Origin of the sequence: Acidovorax facilis (genome assembly GCF_023913775.1) — a bacterium.
GTDB lineage: Bacteria > Pseudomonadota > Gammaproteobacteria > Burkholderiales > Burkholderiaceae_C > Acidovorax > Acidovorax facilis.
In genome coordinates, this window is the sequence record NZ_JAMXAX010000021.1 from 1 (window position 1) to 17,721 (window position 17,721).

The following is a 17,721-nucleotide window of genomic DNA, read 5'->3' on the forward strand; positions in this document are numbered from 1 at the left end:
GCCCACCCTGCCAAGGAGAACACCATGGTCAGTGCCGTCTTTCACTCCCCGTTGGATGCAGCCCCCGTGGTTGCACAGAACGCTATGAATAATGTAGCTATCAGCGCTTCTCCAGCAACCGCCAGAAGCCAAAAACAGTCCAAAGCCGAAACAACGGCGAGCCCCGCCCCTGCCAGTCGCGACTGGGCGGCCCTGTCGCGCAGTTTCTGGATGACGGTGCTGCCGCCGCTCTGTGGCCTGGGCCTGCTCATCGGTCTGTGGGCGATGGTATCCACCACCACCGGCGGCAGCATCCCCAATCCGGTGGAGACATGGAAGCAGGCGCTGGAAATCTTCAGCAACCCGTTCTACCGCAATGGCCCCAATGACCAGGGCGTGGGCTGGAATGTGCTGATGTCGCTGGAGCGCGTGGCCGTGGGCTTTGGCATGGCGGCGCTGGTGGGCATTCCGGCGGGCTTCGTGATCGGGCGCTTCAACTTCCTGTCGCGCATGTTCAACCCGCTCATCAGCCTGCTGCGGCCGGTATCGCCTCTGGCGTGGCTGCCGATCGGTCTGCTGGTGTTCAAGGGCGCCAACCCCGCCGCCATCTGGACCATCTTCATCTGCTCCATCTGGCCCATGATCATCAACACCGCCGTGGGCGTGCAGCGTGTGCCGCAGGACTACATGAACGTGGCCCGCGTGCTGAACCTGAGCGAATGGAAGATCGCCACCAAGATCCTCTTCCCCGCCGTGCTGCCCTACATGCTGACCGGCGTGCGCCTGGCCGTGGGCACCGCATGGCTGGTGATCGTAGCTGCCGAGATGCTGACCGGCGGCGTGGGCATCGGCTTCTGGGTGTGGGACGAGTGGAACAACCTCAACGTCAAGAACATCATCATCGCCATCTTTGTGATCGGCATCGTCGGGCTGGTGCTGGAGTTTGCGCTCATCAAGCTGGCCACCGCATTTACGTTTGAAGAGGTGAAAGCATGAACACGACCACCACGGCAGCATCCACACACCCTTCCATGAGCACCAAGTTCATCGAAGTCCACGGCGTCGAGCAGACCTTCAAGACGGCCAAGGGCCTGTTCCCCGCGCTGCGCGACATCAACCTGACGATTGCCAAGGGCGAGTTCGTGGCGCTGATCGGCCACTCGGGCTGCGGCAAGTCCACGCTCTTGAATCTGATCGCCGGGCTGACCACGCCCACCAACGGTGCGCTGCTGTGTGCCAACAAGGAGATCAAGGGCCCCGGCCCCGAGCGCGCCGTGGTGTTCCAGAACCACTCGCTGCTGCCCTGGCTCACCTGCTTCGACAACATCTACCTGGCCGTGGAGCGCGTGTTTGGCGGCAAGGAAACCAAGGCCCAGCTCAAGGCCCGCACCGACGCCGTACTGGCCCTGGTGGGCCTCACGCCCGCTGGGCAAAAGCGCCCCGGTGAAATCTCTGGCGGCATGAAGCAGCGCGTGGGCATTGCCCGGGCACTCTCCATGGAGCCCCAGGTGCTGCTGATGGACGAGCCCTTTGGCGCGCTGGACGCCCTCACCCGCGCCAAGCTGCAGGACGAGCTGCTGGAGATCGTGGCGCGCACCCAGAGCACGGTGGTCATGGTGACCCACGACGTGGACGAAGCCGTATTGCTGTCCGACAAGATCGTGATGATGACCAACGGCCCCGCAGCCACCATTGGCGAGGTGCTGTCGGTAGACCTGCCCCGCCCCCGCAAACGCGTGGAGCTGGCCGAAGACCCGCAGTACGTGCACCACCGCAAGGCAGTGATCGACTTCCTCTACACCCGCCAGGGGCACGTCGAAAAAGCCGCTTGAACCGCTAGGCTCCAGGCCCGACAACACGGCAAATCAAAAGGGCTCTGACCAGATACGGTCAGAGCCCTTTTTTGGTGTGCGCCAAGGGCAAAGCCTCCGCAAGCTCGCTTTCCCAGACCAGTGCACCCGCGCAAGGGCCGCCCCGCCGCGCTGGGTGCGTCCCCCTTCCCGAATTGCGAAGCAATTCGAGAGAAGGGGGAAGGCGCGCAGCGCCTCAGGGGGTTGTCCTCTAATGGCTTCCGGTGATGTACTGCTCCAGCTGTTCAATGATGAATTTCTGCTCGGAGATGATGTCCTTGACCAAGTCCCCGATCGAGATCATGCCCACGAGTTTGCCGTTGTTGTCCACCACGGGCAGGTGGCGCAGGCGGCCGGTACTCATGATCTACATGCACTGCTCGCTGGTCTGCTCGGGCCGCACAAAGCGTACCGAGGTGGTCATCACATCGCGCGCCAGCGTGGCGGCTGACGTGCGGCCCAGCAGGGCGATCTTTCGCGCGTAATCGCGCTCTGTGAAGATGCCCACGATGGCATCCCCCTCGGTAACCACCAGGGCGCCGATGCCCTTGTCGGCCATGAGCTTGAGCGCATCGAACACCGACGCCGTGGGCGCAATGGTGTGGACAGTGGCGTCCGGTTTGGACTGAAGAATTTTGGCGACTACGGTCATGGAACCTCCCTCGTAACACCTGGAACAGGTACAGAGAGATTTCAGCCCATAAGCCCAACGGGCGCAAGCCGCGCAAGCCCGATTTATCCCGCTTTTGGGCCCGGTGTGGCAACAGCGATGCATATGTTTCGACCCTGTTGCATTCGGCCGAACCCGAAACAAACTGAAAAGAACCGAAACGGCGACGAGACGACGCCGCAGCGCCGGCCGGGCACGATACAGCCCATGTCCAACGCACTTCCAAAGGAATCAACGCCCACCCTTCTTGCCTCGGATCGATCGCTTGCGACCGGCTGCGGGCCTGAGATTCTTCTCATTGGCCACAGGCAGGAAACAAGCGTCTAGATTGTTTCCAAAACTGGAACAGTTAGTTTGCGACCAGCTGGTTTTTCTTCATCCACGTGCGGCGTACAGTTCATCCCATCGATGAGCCGAACCCGCAAGGCGACTCACCGAACCCGGTGCGAAGCACGTTGCTTTTGATCTTCGCTCCGGCTTTTTTGAGACGCTTTTTTTAACTTCAAGGACTTTCATCATGAACAAGACTGCACGTTTTCTCTCTATCGCCGCTGTGGCTGCTTTCGCTTCTTTGGGTGCCCAGGCTGACGAAGCTGATGGTTCGCAATTTGCCCTGAAATTCGACACGAACCGCACCCGTGCCGAAGTGGTTGCCGAAGCCGCCGCCGCAGTCCAAATGCGCAGCCAGGAGCCAGCAGGCTCCCGCGTGGTGACCTACAAGTCCACGGTAGACCGCGCTGCAGTGCGTGCCGAAGCTGCCGCACAAGCCATGCGCACTGGCCGCGTGGGCCCCGCTGAAGGCGGTTGATTCACCTTTTTGAATCCACGGCTTCGCGCTTCACGTATTCCAGACACCTCGTCCCCATTTTTTGAATTTCACAGGAGTTTCACCATGAACAAGACCGCACGTTTCCTCTCCATCGCTGCTGTTGCCGCTTTCGCGTCCTTCGGTGCCCAGGCTGACGAAGCCGATGCATCGCAATTCGCCACGAAGTTCGAAACCAGCCGCACCCGCGCTGAAGTGATGGCTGAAGCCTCCACCGTGCCCCAGACCAGCGGCGCCATCCCCGTCGGTTCGCGTGCTCTGGTCTACACCTCCACGGCTGACCGCAATGCAGTGAACGCTCAGGCTGTGGACGCGCTGCGCACCGGCAAGATCTCTTCCGGCGAAATCGGTTCGCTGTAATTTGCCGGGTCTGCGCTGTGGCGCAGACCCTGAATTGCAAATGCAAAAAGGCCGAGGCCCCGCATGGGGCCTCGGCCTTTTCTATTGCCGGGGCTGAGCCCCGTCAACAAGCGTTGGTTTACTTGCCAGCCCGTGCCTGCGCCACGGCGCCCTGCACATCCTTCCACAGGCTTTCACCCACATTGGCAGCGATGCTCGCGTTCACGGCGCTGAGCTTTTCGCGCATGCGGTTGGCTTCGGCGGCGGGCAGCTCGTTCACTTGCATGCCTTTGCCCTTCAGGTCGGCCAGCGCCTTGTCGGCCTCGGCACGCGTGTCCTGGCGTTCGAAGTCGCGGCTCTTCTTGGCAGCGTCGAGCAGCACCTTCTGCTCGGCCGTCGACAGGCCGTCCCAGTACTTCTTGCTCACCAGCACGATCCAGGGGCTGTAGACGTGGTTGGTCACGGTGAGGTACTTCTGCACCTCATAGAACTTGCTCGACAGGATGGTGTTGTAGGGGTTCTCCTGGCCGTCCACCGTCTTGGTCTCCAGCGCGGTGAAGAGTTCGGAGAACGGCAATGGCACGGCATTGGCGCCCAGGGTCTTGAAGCTGTCGAGGAACACGTTGTTCTGCATCACGCGCAGCTTGATGCCGTCCATGTCTTCCAGCTTGTTGACGGGGCGCTTGCTGTTGGTGAGGTTGCGAAAGCCGTTCTCCCAGTACACCAGGCCCACCAGGCCCTTTTCCTGCAGCTTGTCCATCACCTTCTGGCCCACGGGGCCATCCAGCACCACGTCGGCTTCCTTGGCGTTGTTGAACAGGAAGGGCGTGTCCCAGATCGCCATTTCTTTGGTGATACCCACCAGCGTGGCGGTGGAGCCCACCATCATCTCCTGCGCGCCACCGATCAGCGCCTGCTGCATTTGCACGTCCGAACCCAGCGCGGCGGCGCCGATGGCGCGCACCTTCATCTTGCCGCCTGAGGCTTTTTCGACCTCTTCGGCAAACAGCTTGGTGGCACGGCCCTGGTTGGACACTTCGTTGAGGCCGTAGCCAAAACGGATGATGCGCGGCTTGAAGTCTTGCGCAGCCACCTGGAACGAGCAGGTGATGGCGGCCACCGACAGGGCGGCGAGCAGGGTACGGCGGAAAGTTTTCATGGTTGTCTCCATTGGCAAGGAAAAGAAAGGCACGGGAAAAAGAATCAAAGAGGCGAGGTGGGCGAACTGGCACACACCGCACCAGCGGCCGCCGCGCAAGGGCCGCCCCGCCGCGCTGGCGGCGTCCCCCTCCCGCATCGCGCAGCGAGGCGAGAGAGGGGTGAAGGCGCGAAGCGACTCAGGGGGTGCTTCATCTCACCTCATCCACACCAAAGGGGCTGTCACGATCTGCGGGAACGCCACCAGCAGCGCGAGGATCAGCACGTAGGTGAAGAGGAACGGGTTCACGCCCTTGATCACGCTGTGCATCGAGATGCGCCCCACCCCGGCCACCACATTGAGCACGGTGCCCACGGGCGGCGTGATGAGGCCGATGGCGCCGTTGAGCACAAACATCAAGCCGAAGTACACCGGGTCGATCCCCGCCTTGACGGCGATGGGCAGCATCACGGGCGCAAAGATCAGGATGGTGGGCGTGAGGTCCAGCGCCGTGCCGATGAGCACCAGCACGATCATCATCACGGCCATCAACAGGCGCGGGTTCTCCACCAGCGGGCCCAGCCAGCTGGTCAGCACATTGGGCAGGTCGGCCAGCGTGATCATGTAGCTGGCCACCTGGGCACCGGCGCACAAGAACATCACGATGGAAGTCGTCTTGGCCGCACGCACCAGTACGCCATAGATGTCCGCCAGCTTCATCTCGCGGTGGATGAAAAGTGCCACCGCCAGCGCATAGAACGCGGCCACCACGGCGGCCTCGGTGGGGGTGAAAACCCCCGTCTTCATGCCGCCTATGATGATGAGCGGCATCAGCATGGCCCAGAAGGCGCGTGCCGTGGCGCGCAAGCGGTCCTTGGCGGGCAAGGGTTCGCCCTTGGGCAGATCCAAGCCGCGCAGCACCCAGCGCCAGGCAAAGATAAGGCCCGCGCCCATCATCAAGCCAGGCACGATGCCCGACACAAACAGCGCCGAGATCGAGGTGTTGGTCGTCACGCCATAGATCACGAACGGCATGGACGGCGGAATGATGGGCGCAATGATCCCGCCCGAGGCGATCAGCCCTGCCGAGGTGTTCATCGGGTAGCCCTGCTGGCGCATCATGGGCAGCAGGATGGTGGCCAGCGCGGCCGTGTCGGCCAGGGCCGACCCGCTCATGCTGGCCATCAGCACCGCAGCGCCGATGGCCACATAGCCCAGCCCGCCCCGGATATGCCCCACCCATGCCTGCGCCATGTCGATGATGCGACGGCTGATGCCGCCTGAGTTCATCAGCTCACCGGCCAGGATGAAGAACGGCACGGCCAGCAGCGGAAAGCTGTCCACCCCGGCCACGAGGTTCTGCGCGAGCAATTGCGTGTCGAAAAAATCCAGCACCCAGGCCATGCCAGCGCCAGTGAGCACCAGGGCCAGGCCCATGTTCATGCCGGTGCCCATCAGCACCAGCATGCCCAGCGAAAAAACGATAAAAGCCTGCGCTTCGGGTCCCATGGCCATCATCACTTACTCCACCTCGGCGCCGTGACCGAGGTCCAGCGGCTTGCGTTGAATCAACTCGATGACCGCCATCACTCCGATGGCCACCGCGCACAAAAAGGCCGGCAGTGGTAGCAACGCCGCCGGGTAGGCCATGACGACGGAGCGGCTGCCCATGCCCACCACTACCTGCTGCCAGGCGCCCCAGGCCAACATGGCGCTTGCGCTGATCACGAGCAGCCGGATCACGGCCGTCAACAGGCCAAAGGCCACCGGGCGCTTTGCCAACAGGCCCGCCAGACTGGTAAAAGCCATGTGCTCACCGGCGGGGTAGGCCGCTGCGGCACCGATAAAAACCATCCAGACAAACAGCAGGCGCGACAGCTCTTCGCTGGCCGCCACACCGCTGCCAAAGCCGTAGCGCAGCACCACGTTGATGAACACCGCCACGGCCATCACGCCGAGGCAACTGGCCATCAGCAGCTGGGAGATCCTGGCGAACCGGCTGAGCGACGGCTGCAGTTGCGCTTGTTGTGCGGGGGAATTCATGCAGACTCCTGGGCGGCGATCCAGGCCGAAGCCTGTTGCTGCAGCGTGGCCAGATCCAACAGCGCATCGAGCCGCAACACGCCCGCCTCGCCCACCGGTGACTCCAGCGTGGCGAACTGGCTTTCCACCAGCGCGCTGGAAAAGAAATGGGTGCCCGCGCGCGCCGCCACACGTTGGCCTGCGTTGGCGCGGTCGATCTCCAGGAACACGAACCGCAACCCCGGACAGGCGCCGCGCAGCCGGTCTCGGTAGGCCTTCTTGAGCGAAGAGCAGGTCAGCACCGCGCCGTGCGGGTGCGCCTGCAGCAATTGCCCCAGCGTGGCCAGCCAGCCCTCGCGGTCTTCGTCGGTCAGGGCAATACCCTGGCGCATCTTTTCGCGGCTGGCCGGGCTGTGGTGGTCGTCCCCTTCGATCAGGGGCAGCCCTTCGGCCTGCGCCAGCGCAGCGCCGAGGCTGGACTTGCCACATCCAGCCACACCCATGACCACCAGATAAACCGTTGACGGCAAAACACTCATATTGGTAGCGCTATCCAAGCAATCCGTAAAAAAGGCATCCGCTCCCGGATGCCGCACAAACTGTGGCAAGTTCTTCAACTTCATCCAAAATGGCGGGCATCGCCTTGCTCCATCGCTTGGACAGCGCTATCCTAACCAGATCAATCTCAACCCCCATGAGGGTTAACCCTTGAACAAACCCGAGACAAGACGCCGCTCCAGCGGCCGCATCACGCTGAACGACGTGGCCAAGGCCGCCGAGGTGAGCCCCATCACCGCGTCCCGTGCCCTGCGCGGCGAGCGCGGCGTGGCGCAAGAACTGGTGCAGCGTGTGAAAGACGCCGCCGCACAACTGGGCTACGTGCCCGACCCCGCCGCCCGCGCACTGGCCTCGCAGCGCAGTGTGCAGGTGCCGGTGCTGGTACCGCTGCTGTCCAACGCACTGTTTGTAGACGTGCTGGAGGCCGTGCACCGCACCCTCTTCCCGCACGGCTACCAAGCCCTGATTGGCGTGACGCACTACGACCCGCAGGAAGAAGAGCAGCTACTGCGCACCTACCTGGCCCACCGCCCTGCGGGCCTGCTCGTCACGGGCTTTGACCGCACCGAGGCCGCCCGCCACATGATTGCCACCAGCGGCGTGCCCTGCGTGCACTTGATGGAAATGACGCCCGCACCCGGCGTGTTCTGCGTGGGCTTTTCACAGCAGGACGCAGGCCATGCGATGACAACCCACCTGCTGTCGCGCGGCCACAAGAACATCGCATTCGTTGCCGCCCAGCTGGACCCACGCACCATGCAGCGCGCCGAAGGCTACCGCCGTTGCCTGCGCGAGGCGGGGATGTACGACCCCCGGCTGGAGCTGCTCAGCCCGCAGCCTTCATCCATCCGCCTGGGCGCAGAGCTGCTGGAAGAGGTGCTGCGCACCCGCCCTGGCGTGGACGCCGTGTTCTTCTGCAACGACGACCTCGCGCAGGGTGGTCTGCTGGCCGCCCAGCGTCTGGGTCTGGACGTGCCTGGCCGCGTGGCCATCGCCGGCTTTAACGATCTGGCAGGCAGCGACCAGATGCTGCCGCCGCTGACCACCGTACGCACCCCGCGCTCGGCCATCGGAGAGGCCAGTGCGCAGATGCTGCTGACGCTGATGCGGGGCGAGATGCCGGAGAAAAATTCAGTGAATCTGGGGTTTGAGCTGACAGTGCGGGCAAGTACATAAGCCCCTTGGGCCGCTTCGCGTCTTCCCCCAGGGGGACGCCACCTGTGGCCTTGCGAAGCCGTTCCACGGTGGCAATGGTGATGGCACCGTGCCAGGTTCCAAGACTGCGTGAAATCCCTTGGCGCTCAGACCGCCAAGGCGCGGCTGGACGACGATGCGCCCTTGCCAGCCTTCATCTCCTTGCGCAACGCCACCGCATCCCGCGCCTGGCTGGGCGCCGACGCATCGATGCGGAACACCTGCACCGTCTCGGTCATCGTCTGCGCCTGCCCGTTGAGCTGCATCGCCGAGGCGGCGTTTTCCTCCACCAGCGCGGCGTTCTGCTGCGTGATGGTGTCCAGTTGCGCCACAGCGGCGTTGACCTGAGAGATGCCGCTGAGCTGTTCGTTGGACGCGCTGTGAATTTCACCGATCAGCGTGTTCACGCGGCGCACCAGCTCCAGCGATTCGGTCATGGTCTTCTGCGCTGCGTCGGTCTTTGCGTGGCCTTCGCTCACCTTGGTGGCCGAGTCGTCGATGAGCTGCCGGATTTCCTTGGCGGCAGAGAGCGTACGGTGCGACAGGCTGCGCACCTCGGAGGCCACCACCGCAAACCCTCGCCCCTGCTCACCCGCACGCGCGGCCTCCACGGCGGCGTTGAGCGCGAGGATATTGGTCTGAAACGCAATGGAGTCGATGAGCTGGGTGATCTCGCGGATGCGGCCGGAGGCAGTCTGGATCTGCTTCATGGTGCTGGCCACGCCGTCCACGGCTTCGCTGCTGCGCTCAGCCATCTGGGTGGCCTGGGTGGCCAGCACGGTGGCTTGGCGGGCCGATTCGGCCGTCTGCTTGACGGTGCCGGTGATTTCCTCCATCGACGCCGCCGTCTGCTCCAGGTTGCTGGCCTGGGCTTCGGTGCGTTCCGACAGGTCCTGGTTGCCCTGCGCGATCTCGCGGGTGGATAGCTGCATGTGTTCGCTCTCCTGGCGCGCATCGCGCACGATGGACAACAGGTTCACATTGAGCTGGGCCAGCGCCTTTTGCAGCTGACCCACGGTGTCGCTGCGCGACGCCGCAATCTTCTGGGTAAGGTCGCCTGCGGCCATGCGGTTGGCCCAGCGCAGCATCTGCGACAACGGCGCCACGGTGGCCCGGTGCAGGTACACCGCCATGCCCAGGGCCAGCAGCACCACGCCCAGCCAGGCTGCGCCCGCCGCGACGGTCATGGTGTGCCCGCCCAGCAGCGCAGCCCCCCACGACGCGAACACCAGCAGCAGCGTGCACAGCATAATCTTGCCGAGCGGCCCGAGCTGCACTGCGCGGGCCATGCGCCCCCAGGGCGTGTTCTTGACGATCTGCCCCTCGCGCAGCACGTGCACCAGGGTTCCGGCCTGTTTTTCGGCCTGCATCTGGCGGTAGAGCTGGTCGGCGGCCTGTATCTGGTCGCGGGTGGCCTCGGTGCGCACGGACATGTAGCCCGTGGGCTGGTCGCCCTGCATGAGCGGGGTGACGTTGGCCATCACCCAGTAAAACGTACCGTCTTTGCGCCGGTTCTTGACTGGCGCCGACCACGGATTGCCACTGGCAATGGTTTCCCACATGTCCCGGAACGCTTCTTCGGGCATATCCGGGTGGCGGATCATGTTGTGGGGCTGGCCCAGAAGCTCCTGCTTTTCGTAGCCGCTGACCTCGATGAACATCGGGTTGCAGTACAGGATGCGGCCCTTGAGATCGGTGGTGGACACCAGCGTCTGGCCTTTGGGAAAGGCATATTCCTGGCTGCTGATCGGGAGATTGACGCGCATAGGGAAACCCTTTCCAGGAGGCGCCTCGTGCTCCACCGGAGAACTCAGCGATTCAAAATGCCACTTTCATGCTATGCCTGAGTTGGGCTATTGGGAAACATTGAATGCGCGAGGCATGACCACCGTCAAGCAATCCCCAAAACGATGCCTTGCACCAAACCCATGCCTTCTCCCCAAATGACCGCGCACCAATTCAGTGATTCTGGAAAAGAAGCTATATTTTTTATAGCAAGAAGCATTTGCAGCAAAAAGCGAAACCAAATTTTTACCCCCCATGCGATGCCACAACTCGCTGGCACAAGCATTGCTTGACTCCCGTGCAGCCAACGCAGGCTGCGTGGTAGCCCGGTGCAACGGCGGATTGGGCGAACAAGACGTTGGCGTCTTCATGGGGTGTGCTGGGGCTGGCAAACAACCAAGCCCGCAGAGCCCGTGTTGGCGTCTTTTTGTTTTCTGCCCGGCTGCGGGTGTGCTGGCAACAGCACTGCAGCCTCTTTGCGCAAGATCGCCATGCTTCAATTTCGAGAATTTCTCAAGTCAGGCCACGCCCCCACGCTGTGGTCGTCGTTCCTCTATTTCGGCTTCTCGTGCGCAATCTGGGTGATCAACGGCGCGATGGCTCCTTTCATCCGCGAGGCCTTCCAGCTCACGCCGACGCAGATGGGCATGATGCTGTCCATCCCCATCTTTGCGGGTGCGCTCATGCGTTTTCCGCTGGGCATCCTGGCGCAGTACATCGGCCGCAAGAACGCCACGCTGGTCGAGATGGCGGGCATCTTCCTGGCCATGGGCTACGGTTTCCTGTTCGTGCACACCTACAACGACCTGCTGGCCATGGGCATTCTGCTGGGTGTGGCGGGAGCCAGCTTTGGTGTGGCGCTGTCGCTGGGCTCGGGCTCGTTTCCGCCGCGCTACAAGGGCCTGGCCATGGGCATCGTGGGTGCCGGCAACGTGGGTACGGCGGTGGCCGCCCTGCTGGCCCCCGCGCTGGCGCAAAAGTTCGGTTGGCAGGCCGTGTATGGTTTTGCCGCCGTGAGCGTGGCCATCCCCGCGCTGGTGATGGCCATCTACGCCAAAGAACCTCCAGACCTTGCGGCCCACAGCAGCTTTCGTGAACACATTGCCTGCCTGTTCGAAAAGGACGGCTGGGCCTTCAGCCTGATCTACGCCGTGACGTTTGGCGGCTTCATCGGCCTCACCGCCTTTTTGCCCAGCTACTTCTACGACCAGTTCAGCGTGAGCAAGGTGCAGGCAGGCCAGCTCACGATGATGGCGGCCTTTCTGGGCGCGGCCCTGCGCGTGTTTGGCGGCTGGCTGTCGGACCACTGGGGCGGCGTCAACACACTGACGGGTGTGCTCGCCATCACGGCCGTGAGCATGGTGCTGTGCGGCCTGGCAGAGAACTCACTGCCCATCACCATGCTGCTGTTCCTGGTGTGTTTTGCAGCGCTGGGCGCTGGCAACGGCGCACTGTTCCAGCTGGTGCCGTTGCGCTGGCCACTGACCACGGCGGTGGCGGGCTCGATGATCGGCGAGATCGGCGCGCTGGGCGGTGGCCTTATCCCCAACGGCATGGGCATTTCGCGCCAGTACACCGGCACGTACCTGTGGGGCTTTGTGGGCATCGCAGTGTGTGCACTGGCCATGCTGCTGCTGCTGCGCGTGATGCAGATCCGCTGGACGCGGACCTGGGCCGAACGCGGCGGACGGGCCAGGACTTCTTCCTGAGGCGTTGCGGCTTCCTGCCTGCCCCCGTGGTGTGGGGGCATGGACCGCGCGAACGGCCCCTGCCCGGCATCCCGGCGGGGGCCGCGCCGGTTTCAGAGACCGCGCACCACCTCGACGCTCTGCAATCAAGCAAAAACAGGCACCAGCGCTCACCCCATAAGCGCCAGCAGCTATATTTTCAGTAGCAAATCACCACCACCGGCCCTTACCGGGGCAGGAACAGCAACCAGTAAATCAGCAGCAGATTCACCAGCACGCTCACCGCGAGCGCGATCTTCCACAAGGCGGTGGCGTCGCGCTGCATCAGCGGCTGCGGGCCGGAGGCCGACAAGGGCCGGGAGGCACCGCGCTCCAGGGCCAGCAGCAGCTCCTCCGCCGTTTCGAAGCGCTGCGTGCGGTTGCGGGCCACGGCCTTCAAGGCGATCTGGTCGAGCCAGATGGGGACGCCCGGGTTGTGGCGGCTGGGGGCCACGGGGTCGCGGTGGTAGCGGCCCAGCTGGTACTGCACCACCTCGCCATAAGGCAGGCGCCCCTGGCTGAGCAGCTGGTACAGCGTGACACCCAGCGCAAACAGGTCGCTGCCCGCATCGGGCAACTGGCCGGACGGGTCTCCGTTGCGTTCGTAGCCCGGCCACTGCTCGGGGTTCATGTAGCTGGGGGTGCCCGCGTGCAGGCGGCGTGTGGCCTCGGGCTCGCGGCCTGAGAGGGCCACGCCCAGGTCCAGCACACGCAGCACCCCGTCGTCGCCCAGGTGCAGGTTGTCGGGCTTGATGTCGCGGTGCACCACGCCCTGGCGGTGCAGCCAGCCCAGCACGCGCGCGGCCTGCACGGTCACCGTCACAGCCTGCCCCACGGCCAGGTGCTGGCGATGGCGCAGGCGCTGCCCCAGCGTGTCGCCGGAATGCCAGTCGTACAGCAGGTAAAACGCGCTGGCTGCGGCGCCATCGCCAAAGCCGCCGTCTCCCACCGGCCAGTCGTTGAGCCGCGCCAGATGGGCGGCGGCCTGGCCCGACTGCATGCGCCGCGCCACCCAGGCCTCGTGCGCCAGCGTGGCGCGTTCTTCGGCGTCGTGGGCGCGCGCGGGCAGCAGGGTCTTGAGGGCATACAGCCGCTGCGTGGCCCCGTCGCGCACCTGGTACAGCCGGTGGATGCCGTTGTCGGCCACGATGGCTGTCACCGTGAGGCCATCCACGGTGTCGCCCACCTTGAGCAGGGGCAGCACGGGCAGGTCCTGGGCGCGGCGCGATTCGTCTTGCAGCGTGGCCTCCAGCGCGCCCTGCACCCGCACCACCAGCGCGGTCACGTTGTCGCTGCTGCCACGGCGCAGGGCAACCTGCACCAGCTCGTCGGTGAGCGCCTGGGCCGGTATCTCCTGGCGCAGCAGCTGGCGCAGTTCGCGCTCGGGCACGCTGCCGTGCACGCCGTCCGACAGCAGCACAAACAGGTCGCCGCTGCGCAGCTCGCCCTGGCTGTAGTCCACCACCACGTGGTCGTCCAGGCCCATGGCGCGGGTGAGCTGGTGCCTGAGATCGTGCTGCGCCATGACGTGGTCGGTGGTCAGCTGCTGCAGGCGGCCCTCGCGCACCAGGTAGGCGCGCGTGTCTCCCACATGGGCCAGCGTGTAGGACTGGCCACACAGCACCAGCGCGGTCAGCGTGGTCAACCCCACCGCAGGCTGGCGGCGCCGGTTCATGGAGGCGAGCCAGCCGTTGTGTGCGGACAGGATGCGGTCCAGCGCCACCGTGGTGTCCCAGGTGTCGGGCGTGGCGAAGTAGTCGTTCACCAGCGTGTTCACTGAAGTCTGGGCGGCCTCGCGGCCATTGCCGCCGGTGCTCACGCCGTCGGCGATGGCCGCGATGGCTCCGCGCTCACGGTCGCGCCCCTGGCCCAGCACGAGCGCGGCGAAGTCTTCGTTCACCTCCTTGCGCCCAGCCTGCGAGGTGTGGCCGAAATCCAGTTCAAAAGTCATGCACCAGCTCCTTGCAGGTTCCGTGCCCAAGGTGGTGCGCCCCGCGCCAGACAAGGGCATACCCCCGTGGCGCCTGCGCAGAGCCGGGGCAGCACTGCACCACCCCCCACACGCGGGTCTCAAAACACCCCCAGAAGCCGCCCCACCTCAGTGCAAATCGACTGGCACAAGCATTGCTTAACTCCAGCAACGACCCCACAGGGTCACGCAATCCACCCGTGCAATGGCGCAGGGGTGGATTGCCCGGACGAAGGCGTCCGCACATGCGGTTTCGACAGGAATTCGAAACGGCATCGTGTGGACGCCTTTTTTGTTTTTCGAATCGCCCAGGCGATAGAACCGACGGAGTCACGATGAAAAAGCTCAAGCTGGTGATGGTAGGAAACGGCATGGCCGGTGTGCGCACGCTGGAAGAGCTGCTCAAGATTGCCCCGGATCTCTACGACATCACGGTGTTTGGGGCCGAGCCCCACCCCAACTACAACCGCATCCTGCTCTCGCCCGTGCTGGCCGGCGAGCAGACCATCGACGAGATCATTCTGAACGATTGGTCCTGGTATGCCGACAATCACATCACGCTGCACACCGGTTTTACGGTGACCGACGTGGACCGCGTGCGCCGCGTGGTCAGCGCCACCAGCAAGGATGGCACGGTGGTCACCGCCGAATACGACCGACTGATCCTCGCCACAGGCTCCAACCCCTTCATCCTGCCCATCCCCGGCAAAGACTTGCAGGGCGTGTTGGCCTACCGCGACATCGCCGACACACAGGCCATGATCGACGCGGCCGCCACGTACAAGCATGCCGTGGTCATCGGCGGCGGCCTGCTGGGCCTGGAGGCCGCCAACGGCCTGATGAAGCGCGGCATGCAAGTGAGCGTGGTGCATGTGGGCGACTGGCTGATGGAACGGCAGCTGGACGACGTGGCCGGGAAGATGCTGCAAAAGTCGCTGCAGGAGCGCGGCATGCAGTTCTTGATGAAGGCGCAGACGCAGGAGCTGGTGGGCAACGCCGAAGGCCGCGTGGCCAGCGTGAAGTTCAAGGACGGCACCGAGGTGCCCGCCGACCTGGTGGTGATGGCCGTGGGCATCCGCCCCAACACCGCCCTGGCCGAAAAGATGCGCCTGCACGTGAACCGCGGCATTGTGGTCAGCGACACGCTGCAGACCACCACCGACGCCCGCATCTATGCCGTGGGCGAATGCGCCGCGCACCGGGGCATTGCCTATGGCTTGGTGGCCCCGCTGTTCGAGCAGGGCAAGGTGCTGGCCAACCACCTGGCGGAATTCGGCATCGGCCGCTACCAGGGCTCGCTCACGTCCACCAAGCTCAAGGTGACGGGCATCGACCTGTTCTCGGCCGGAGACTTTCAAGGAGGAGACGACACCGAGGAGATCGTGATGAGCGACCCCTTCGGTGGCGTGTACAAAAAGCTCGTCATCAAGGACGACAAGCTCGTGGGCGCCTGCCTGTATGGCGACACTGTGGACGGTAGCTGGTACTTCAAGCTGCTGCGCGACGGCCGCAGCGTGAGCGACATCCGCGACAAGCTGATGTTTGGCGAATCGCACCTGGGCGACACCGGCCACCAGGGCCAGAGCAAAGCCGCCGCCATGCAGGACAGCGACGAGGTGTGCGGCTGCAATGGCGTGACCAAGGGCGCGATCTGCAAGGCCATCAAGGACAAAGGCCTGTTCACGCTGGACGAGGTGCGCAAGCACACCAAGGCCAGCGCCAGCTGCGGCTCGTGCACGGGGCTGGTGGAACAGATCATCATGTTCACCGCCGGTGGCGACTACAGCGCCACGCCCAAGACCAAGGCCATGTGCGGCTGCACCGACCACGGCCACCAGGCCGTGCGCGACGCGATCCGCGGCAGCAAGCTGGTCAGCATTGCCGAGGTGTTCAAGTTCATGGAATGGAAGACGCCCAACGGCTGCGCCACCTGTCGCCCGGCGGTCAATTACTACCTCATCAGCACCTGGCCGAAAGAAGCCAAGGACGACCCGCAAAGCCGCTTCATCAACGAACGCAGCCACGCCAACATCCAGAAAGACGGCACCTACAGCGTGATCCCGCGCATGTGGGGCGGGGAGACCACGGCCGACGAGCTGCGCCGCATTGCCGATGCGGTGGACAAATACAAGATCCCCACCGTCAAGGTCACGGGCGGCCAGCGTATTGATCTGCTGGGCGTGAAGAAGGAAGACCTGGTCAACGTGTGGAAGGACATCGGCATGCCCAGCGGCCATGCCTATGCCAAGGCCCTGCGCACCGTGAAGACCTGCGTGGGCAGCGAGTGGTGCCGCATGGGCACACAAGACAGCACCCAGATGGGCAAGGATCTGGAGCGCGCCATGTGGCGCATGTATGCACCGCACAAGGTGAAATTTGCCGTGAGCGGCTGCCCGCGCAATTGCGCCGAGGCCGGCATCAAGGACGTGGGCATCATCGGTGTGGACAGCGGCTGGGAAATGTACGTGGCCGGCAACGGCGGCATCAAGACCGAGGTGGCGCACTTCTTCACCAAGCTCAAGACGTCGGAAGAAGTGCTGGAGTACACCGGCGCATTCTGCGAGCTGTACCGGCAGGAAGGCTGGTACCTGGAGCGCACCGTGCACTACGTGGACCGCGTGGGCCTGGACTACGTGAAAAAGCGCATCCTCGACGACCACGAAGGCCGCAAGGCCCTGTGGGAGCAGCTGCAGTTTGCGCTGGACGGCGAGCCCGACCCGTGGTTCGAGTTTGACAAGGCGGCGGTGGACACGCGCCAGTTTGCCCCTTTGGGCGCCTGATGAACACCTGATCGCCCGAGCCCCTAAAGAACCCCACCATGGACCGCAGAACCCTCCTGACCGCCGCCAGCTGCACCGCCGCGTGCAGCGCCCTGGCCCCGCTGGGCAACGCCCACGCCCAGATCACCGACCTCAACGACGCCATCAACAAGGCTGGGCGCCAGCGCATGCTGAGCCAGCGTGTGGGCAAGGCCTGGCTGGCCCTGGCCCACAAGGCCGACACGCCCACGGCACGCCAGGTGATGGAGCAGTCCATCGCGCTGTTCGAGCGCCAGCTGGTAGAACTCAAGGCCTATGCGCCCTCGCCCACCATCCGCGAAACGTACACCAAGCTGGAAACCGCCTGGGCCGCCCACAAGACCACGCTGGCTGCCGCCACATCGTCCACCGACAATGCCAGCGCCATGCTGCAGGCCGATGCCAAGGTGCTGGCCCTGGCCCATCTGGGCACCACGCAGTACGAGGCAGCCTCGGGCAAGCCTGTGGGCCACCTGGTGAACATTGCAGGCCGCCAGCGCATGCTGAGCCAGCGCATGGCCAAGTTCTACCTGGCCGCCATGCTGCCGGTGGACGCGTCCACCGCCACCACCGAAATCGCCAAGGCCCGCAGTGAATTCATCGCAGCCACCGAGCTGCTGCGCAATGCCCCCCAGGCCACCAACCGCATCCGCCAGGAACTGCAGCTGGCCGACGGCCAGTGGGTGTTTTTTGACGCTGCGCTGCAGCGCATGCAGGGCGGCGGCAACGTGAACCGCCAAGTGGCCGAGGTGTACGTGGCCAGCGAAAACCTGCTCTCCAGCATGGACCGCGTGACCGGCATGTATGCGGCGCTGGCGGCCTGAGCCCACCCGAGACTTCTTCAAAAAAATAGCGAGCCGCCCCAC

At 64.3% G+C, this 17,721-nt stretch carries 14 protein-coding genes and 1 pseudogene; 8 read left to right on the forward strand and 7 right to left on the reverse strand.

Features of this window, described 5'->3' with window-relative positions; all coding sequences use genetic code 11:
• Window positions 1–24 precede the first annotated feature (24 nt).
• Window positions 25–975, forward strand: a complete 951-nt coding sequence (ntrB, locus tag NFX52_RS09090; RefSeq protein ID WP_055400242.1) for a nitrate ABC transporter permease — start codon at window positions 25–27, stop codon at window positions 973–975.
• Complete coding sequence (locus NFX52_RS09095; RefSeq protein ID WP_055400240.1) at window positions 972–1,811, forward strand: ABC transporter ATP-binding protein; 840 nt, start codon at window positions 972–974, stop codon at window positions 1,809–1,811. Before ntrB ends, NFX52_RS09095 begins: the two co-directional genes overlap by 4 nt.
• Before the next feature lie 229 nt (window positions 1,812–2,040).
• Here NFX52_RS09095 and NFX52_RS09100 read toward each other — a convergent pair.
• Window positions 2,041–2,481 (reverse strand): annotated as a pseudogene (locus NFX52_RS09100) (CBS domain-containing protein).
• 535 nt (window positions 2,482–3,016) lie between these two features.
• On the opposite strand from NFX52_RS09100, the gene NFX52_RS09105 reads away from it, so the two are divergent.
• The gene (locus NFX52_RS09105; protein ID WP_055400238.1) at window positions 3,017–3,307 is read left to right on the forward strand and encodes a DUF4148 domain-containing protein; all 291 of its coding nucleotides are present in this window, start codon (window positions 3,017–3,019) and stop codon (window positions 3,305–3,307) included.
• A gap of 84 nt (window positions 3,308–3,391) precedes the next feature.
• A complete protein-coding gene (locus NFX52_RS09110; protein WP_055400235.1) occupies window positions 3,392–3,685 on the forward strand; it encodes a hypothetical protein in 294 nt (97 codons plus the stop codon).
• Between the two features lie 118 nt (window positions 3,686–3,803).
• Here the strand turns inward: NFX52_RS09110 and NFX52_RS09115 are convergent, their stop codons facing one another.
• The 4 genes from NFX52_RS09115 to NFX52_RS09130 all read right to left on the reverse strand — a co-directional run bounded on the left by NFX52_RS09115 (window position 3,804) and on the right by NFX52_RS09130 (window position 7,327).
• Window positions 3,804–4,823 (reverse strand): TRAP transporter substrate-binding protein, encoded by a 1,020-nt coding sequence (locus NFX52_RS09115; protein WP_055400233.1) that lies wholly within the window; start codon window positions 4,821–4,823, stop codon window positions 3,804–3,806.
• Between the two features lie 195 nt (window positions 4,824–5,018).
• Entirely contained in the window at window positions 5,019–6,311 is a 1,293-nt protein-coding gene (locus tag NFX52_RS09120; protein ID WP_055400289.1) for a TRAP transporter large permease, read from the reverse strand.
• Between the two features lie 12 nt (window positions 6,312–6,323).
• Window positions 6,324–6,845, reverse strand: a complete 522-nt coding sequence (locus tag NFX52_RS09125) for a TRAP transporter small permease (RefSeq protein ID WP_055400231.1) — start codon at window positions 6,843–6,845, stop codon at window positions 6,324–6,326.
• Window positions 6,842–7,327, reverse strand: a complete 486-nt coding sequence (locus tag NFX52_RS09130) for a gluconokinase (protein WP_055400229.1) — start codon at window positions 7,325–7,327, stop codon at window positions 6,842–6,844. The genes NFX52_RS09125 and NFX52_RS09130 overlap by 4 nt, the downstream gene beginning before the upstream one ends.
• A gap of 205 nt (window positions 7,328–7,532) precedes the next feature.
• Here NFX52_RS09130 and gntR point away from each other — a divergent pair, with 205 nt between their 5' ends.
• Window positions 7,533–8,558 carry an HTH-type transcriptional regulator GntR gene (gene gntR / locus NFX52_RS09135; protein ID WP_055400227.1) on the forward strand — a complete coding sequence of 342 codons (1,026 nt, stop codon included), beginning with the start codon at window positions 7,533–7,535 and terminating at the stop codon, window positions 8,556–8,558.
• A 125-nt stretch (window positions 8,559–8,683) separates the two neighbouring features.
• Here the strand turns inward: gntR and NFX52_RS09140 are convergent, their stop codons facing one another.
• Complete coding sequence (locus tag NFX52_RS09140) at window positions 8,684–10,342, reverse strand: methyl-accepting chemotaxis protein (protein ID WP_055400225.1); 1,659 nt, start codon at window positions 10,340–10,342, stop codon at window positions 8,684–8,686.
• A gap of 510 nt (window positions 10,343–10,852) precedes the next feature.
• Here NFX52_RS09140 and NFX52_RS09145 point away from each other — a divergent pair.
• On the forward strand, window positions 10,853–12,070 hold the full coding sequence (locus tag NFX52_RS09145) for an MFS transporter (RefSeq protein ID WP_029413424.1): 1,218 nt from the start codon (window positions 10,853–10,855) through the stop codon (window positions 12,068–12,070).
• A 205-nt stretch (window positions 12,071–12,275) separates the two neighbouring features.
• On the opposite strand, the gene NFX52_RS09150 is transcribed toward NFX52_RS09145, so the two are convergent.
• Window positions 12,276–14,039, reverse strand: coding sequence for a bifunctional protein-serine/threonine kinase/phosphatase (locus tag NFX52_RS09150; protein WP_055400223.1), 1,764 nt, complete (start codon window positions 14,037–14,039; stop codon window positions 12,276–12,278).
• A gap of 353 nt (window positions 14,040–14,392) precedes the next feature.
• On the opposite strand from NFX52_RS09150, the gene nirB reads away from it, so the two are divergent.
• Together nirB and NFX52_RS09160 are read left to right on the forward strand one after the other, a co-directional pair.
• The gene (gene nirB, locus NFX52_RS09155; RefSeq protein ID WP_055400221.1) at window positions 14,393–16,837 is read left to right on the forward strand and encodes a nitrite reductase large subunit NirB; all 2,445 of its coding nucleotides are present in this window, start codon (window positions 14,393–14,395) and stop codon (window positions 16,835–16,837) included.
• A 38-nt stretch (window positions 16,838–16,875) separates the two neighbouring features.
• Complete coding sequence (locus NFX52_RS09160; protein ID WP_055400219.1) at window positions 16,876–17,679, forward strand: type IV pili methyl-accepting chemotaxis transducer N-terminal domain-containing protein; 804 nt, start codon at window positions 16,876–16,878, stop codon at window positions 17,677–17,679.
• The last annotated feature ends 42 nt before the right edge of the window (window positions 17,680–17,721 follow it).

Excerpts from the sequence above, each read along its gene's own strand:
- NFX52_RS09130 (WP_055400229.1), bottom strand. The coding sequence starts at position 7,327 with ATGGGTGTGGCTGGATGTGGCAAGTCCAGCCTCGGCGCTGCGCTGGCG.
- NFX52_RS09150 (WP_055400223.1), bottom strand. The coding sequence starts at position 14,039 with ATGACTTTTGAACTGGATTTCGGCCACACCTCGCAGGCTGGGCGCAAG.
- NFX52_RS09160 (WP_055400219.1), top strand. The coding sequence starts at position 16,876 with ATGGACCGCAGAACCCTCCTGACCGCCGCCAGCTGCACCGCCGCGTGC.
- NFX52_RS09110 (WP_055400235.1), top strand. The coding sequence starts at position 3,392 with ATGAACAAGACCGCACGTTTCCTCTCCATCGCTGCTGTTGCCGCTTTC.
- ntrB (WP_055400242.1), top strand. The coding sequence starts at position 25 with ATGGTCAGTGCCGTCTTTCACTCCCCGTTGGATGCAGCCCCCGTGGTT.
- NFX52_RS09095 (WP_055400240.1), top strand. The coding sequence starts at position 972 with ATGAACACGACCACCACGGCAGCATCCACACACCCTTCCATGAGCACC.
- NFX52_RS09140 (WP_055400225.1), bottom strand. The coding sequence starts at position 10,342 with ATGCGCGTCAATCTCCCGATCAGCAGCCAGGAATATGCCTTTCCCAAA.
- nirB (WP_055400221.1), top strand. The coding sequence starts at position 14,393 with ATGAAAAAGCTCAAGCTGGTGATGGTAGGAAACGGCATGGCCGGTGTG.
- NFX52_RS09125 (WP_055400231.1), bottom strand. The coding sequence starts at position 6,845 with ATGAATTCCCCCGCACAACAAGCGCAACTGCAGCCGTCGCTCAGCCGG.
- NFX52_RS09120 (WP_055400289.1), bottom strand. The coding sequence starts at position 6,311 with ATGGGACCCGAAGCGCAGGCTTTTATCGTTTTTTCGCTGGGCATGCTG.
- NFX52_RS09105 (WP_055400238.1), top strand. The coding sequence starts at position 3,017 with ATGAACAAGACTGCACGTTTTCTCTCTATCGCCGCTGTGGCTGCTTTC.
- NFX52_RS09145 (WP_029413424.1), top strand. The coding sequence starts at position 10,853 with ATGCTTCAATTTCGAGAATTTCTCAAGTCAGGCCACGCCCCCACGCTG.
- NFX52_RS09115 (WP_055400233.1), bottom strand. The coding sequence starts at position 4,823 with ATGAAAACTTTCCGCCGTACCCTGCTCGCCGCCCTGTCGGTGGCCGCC.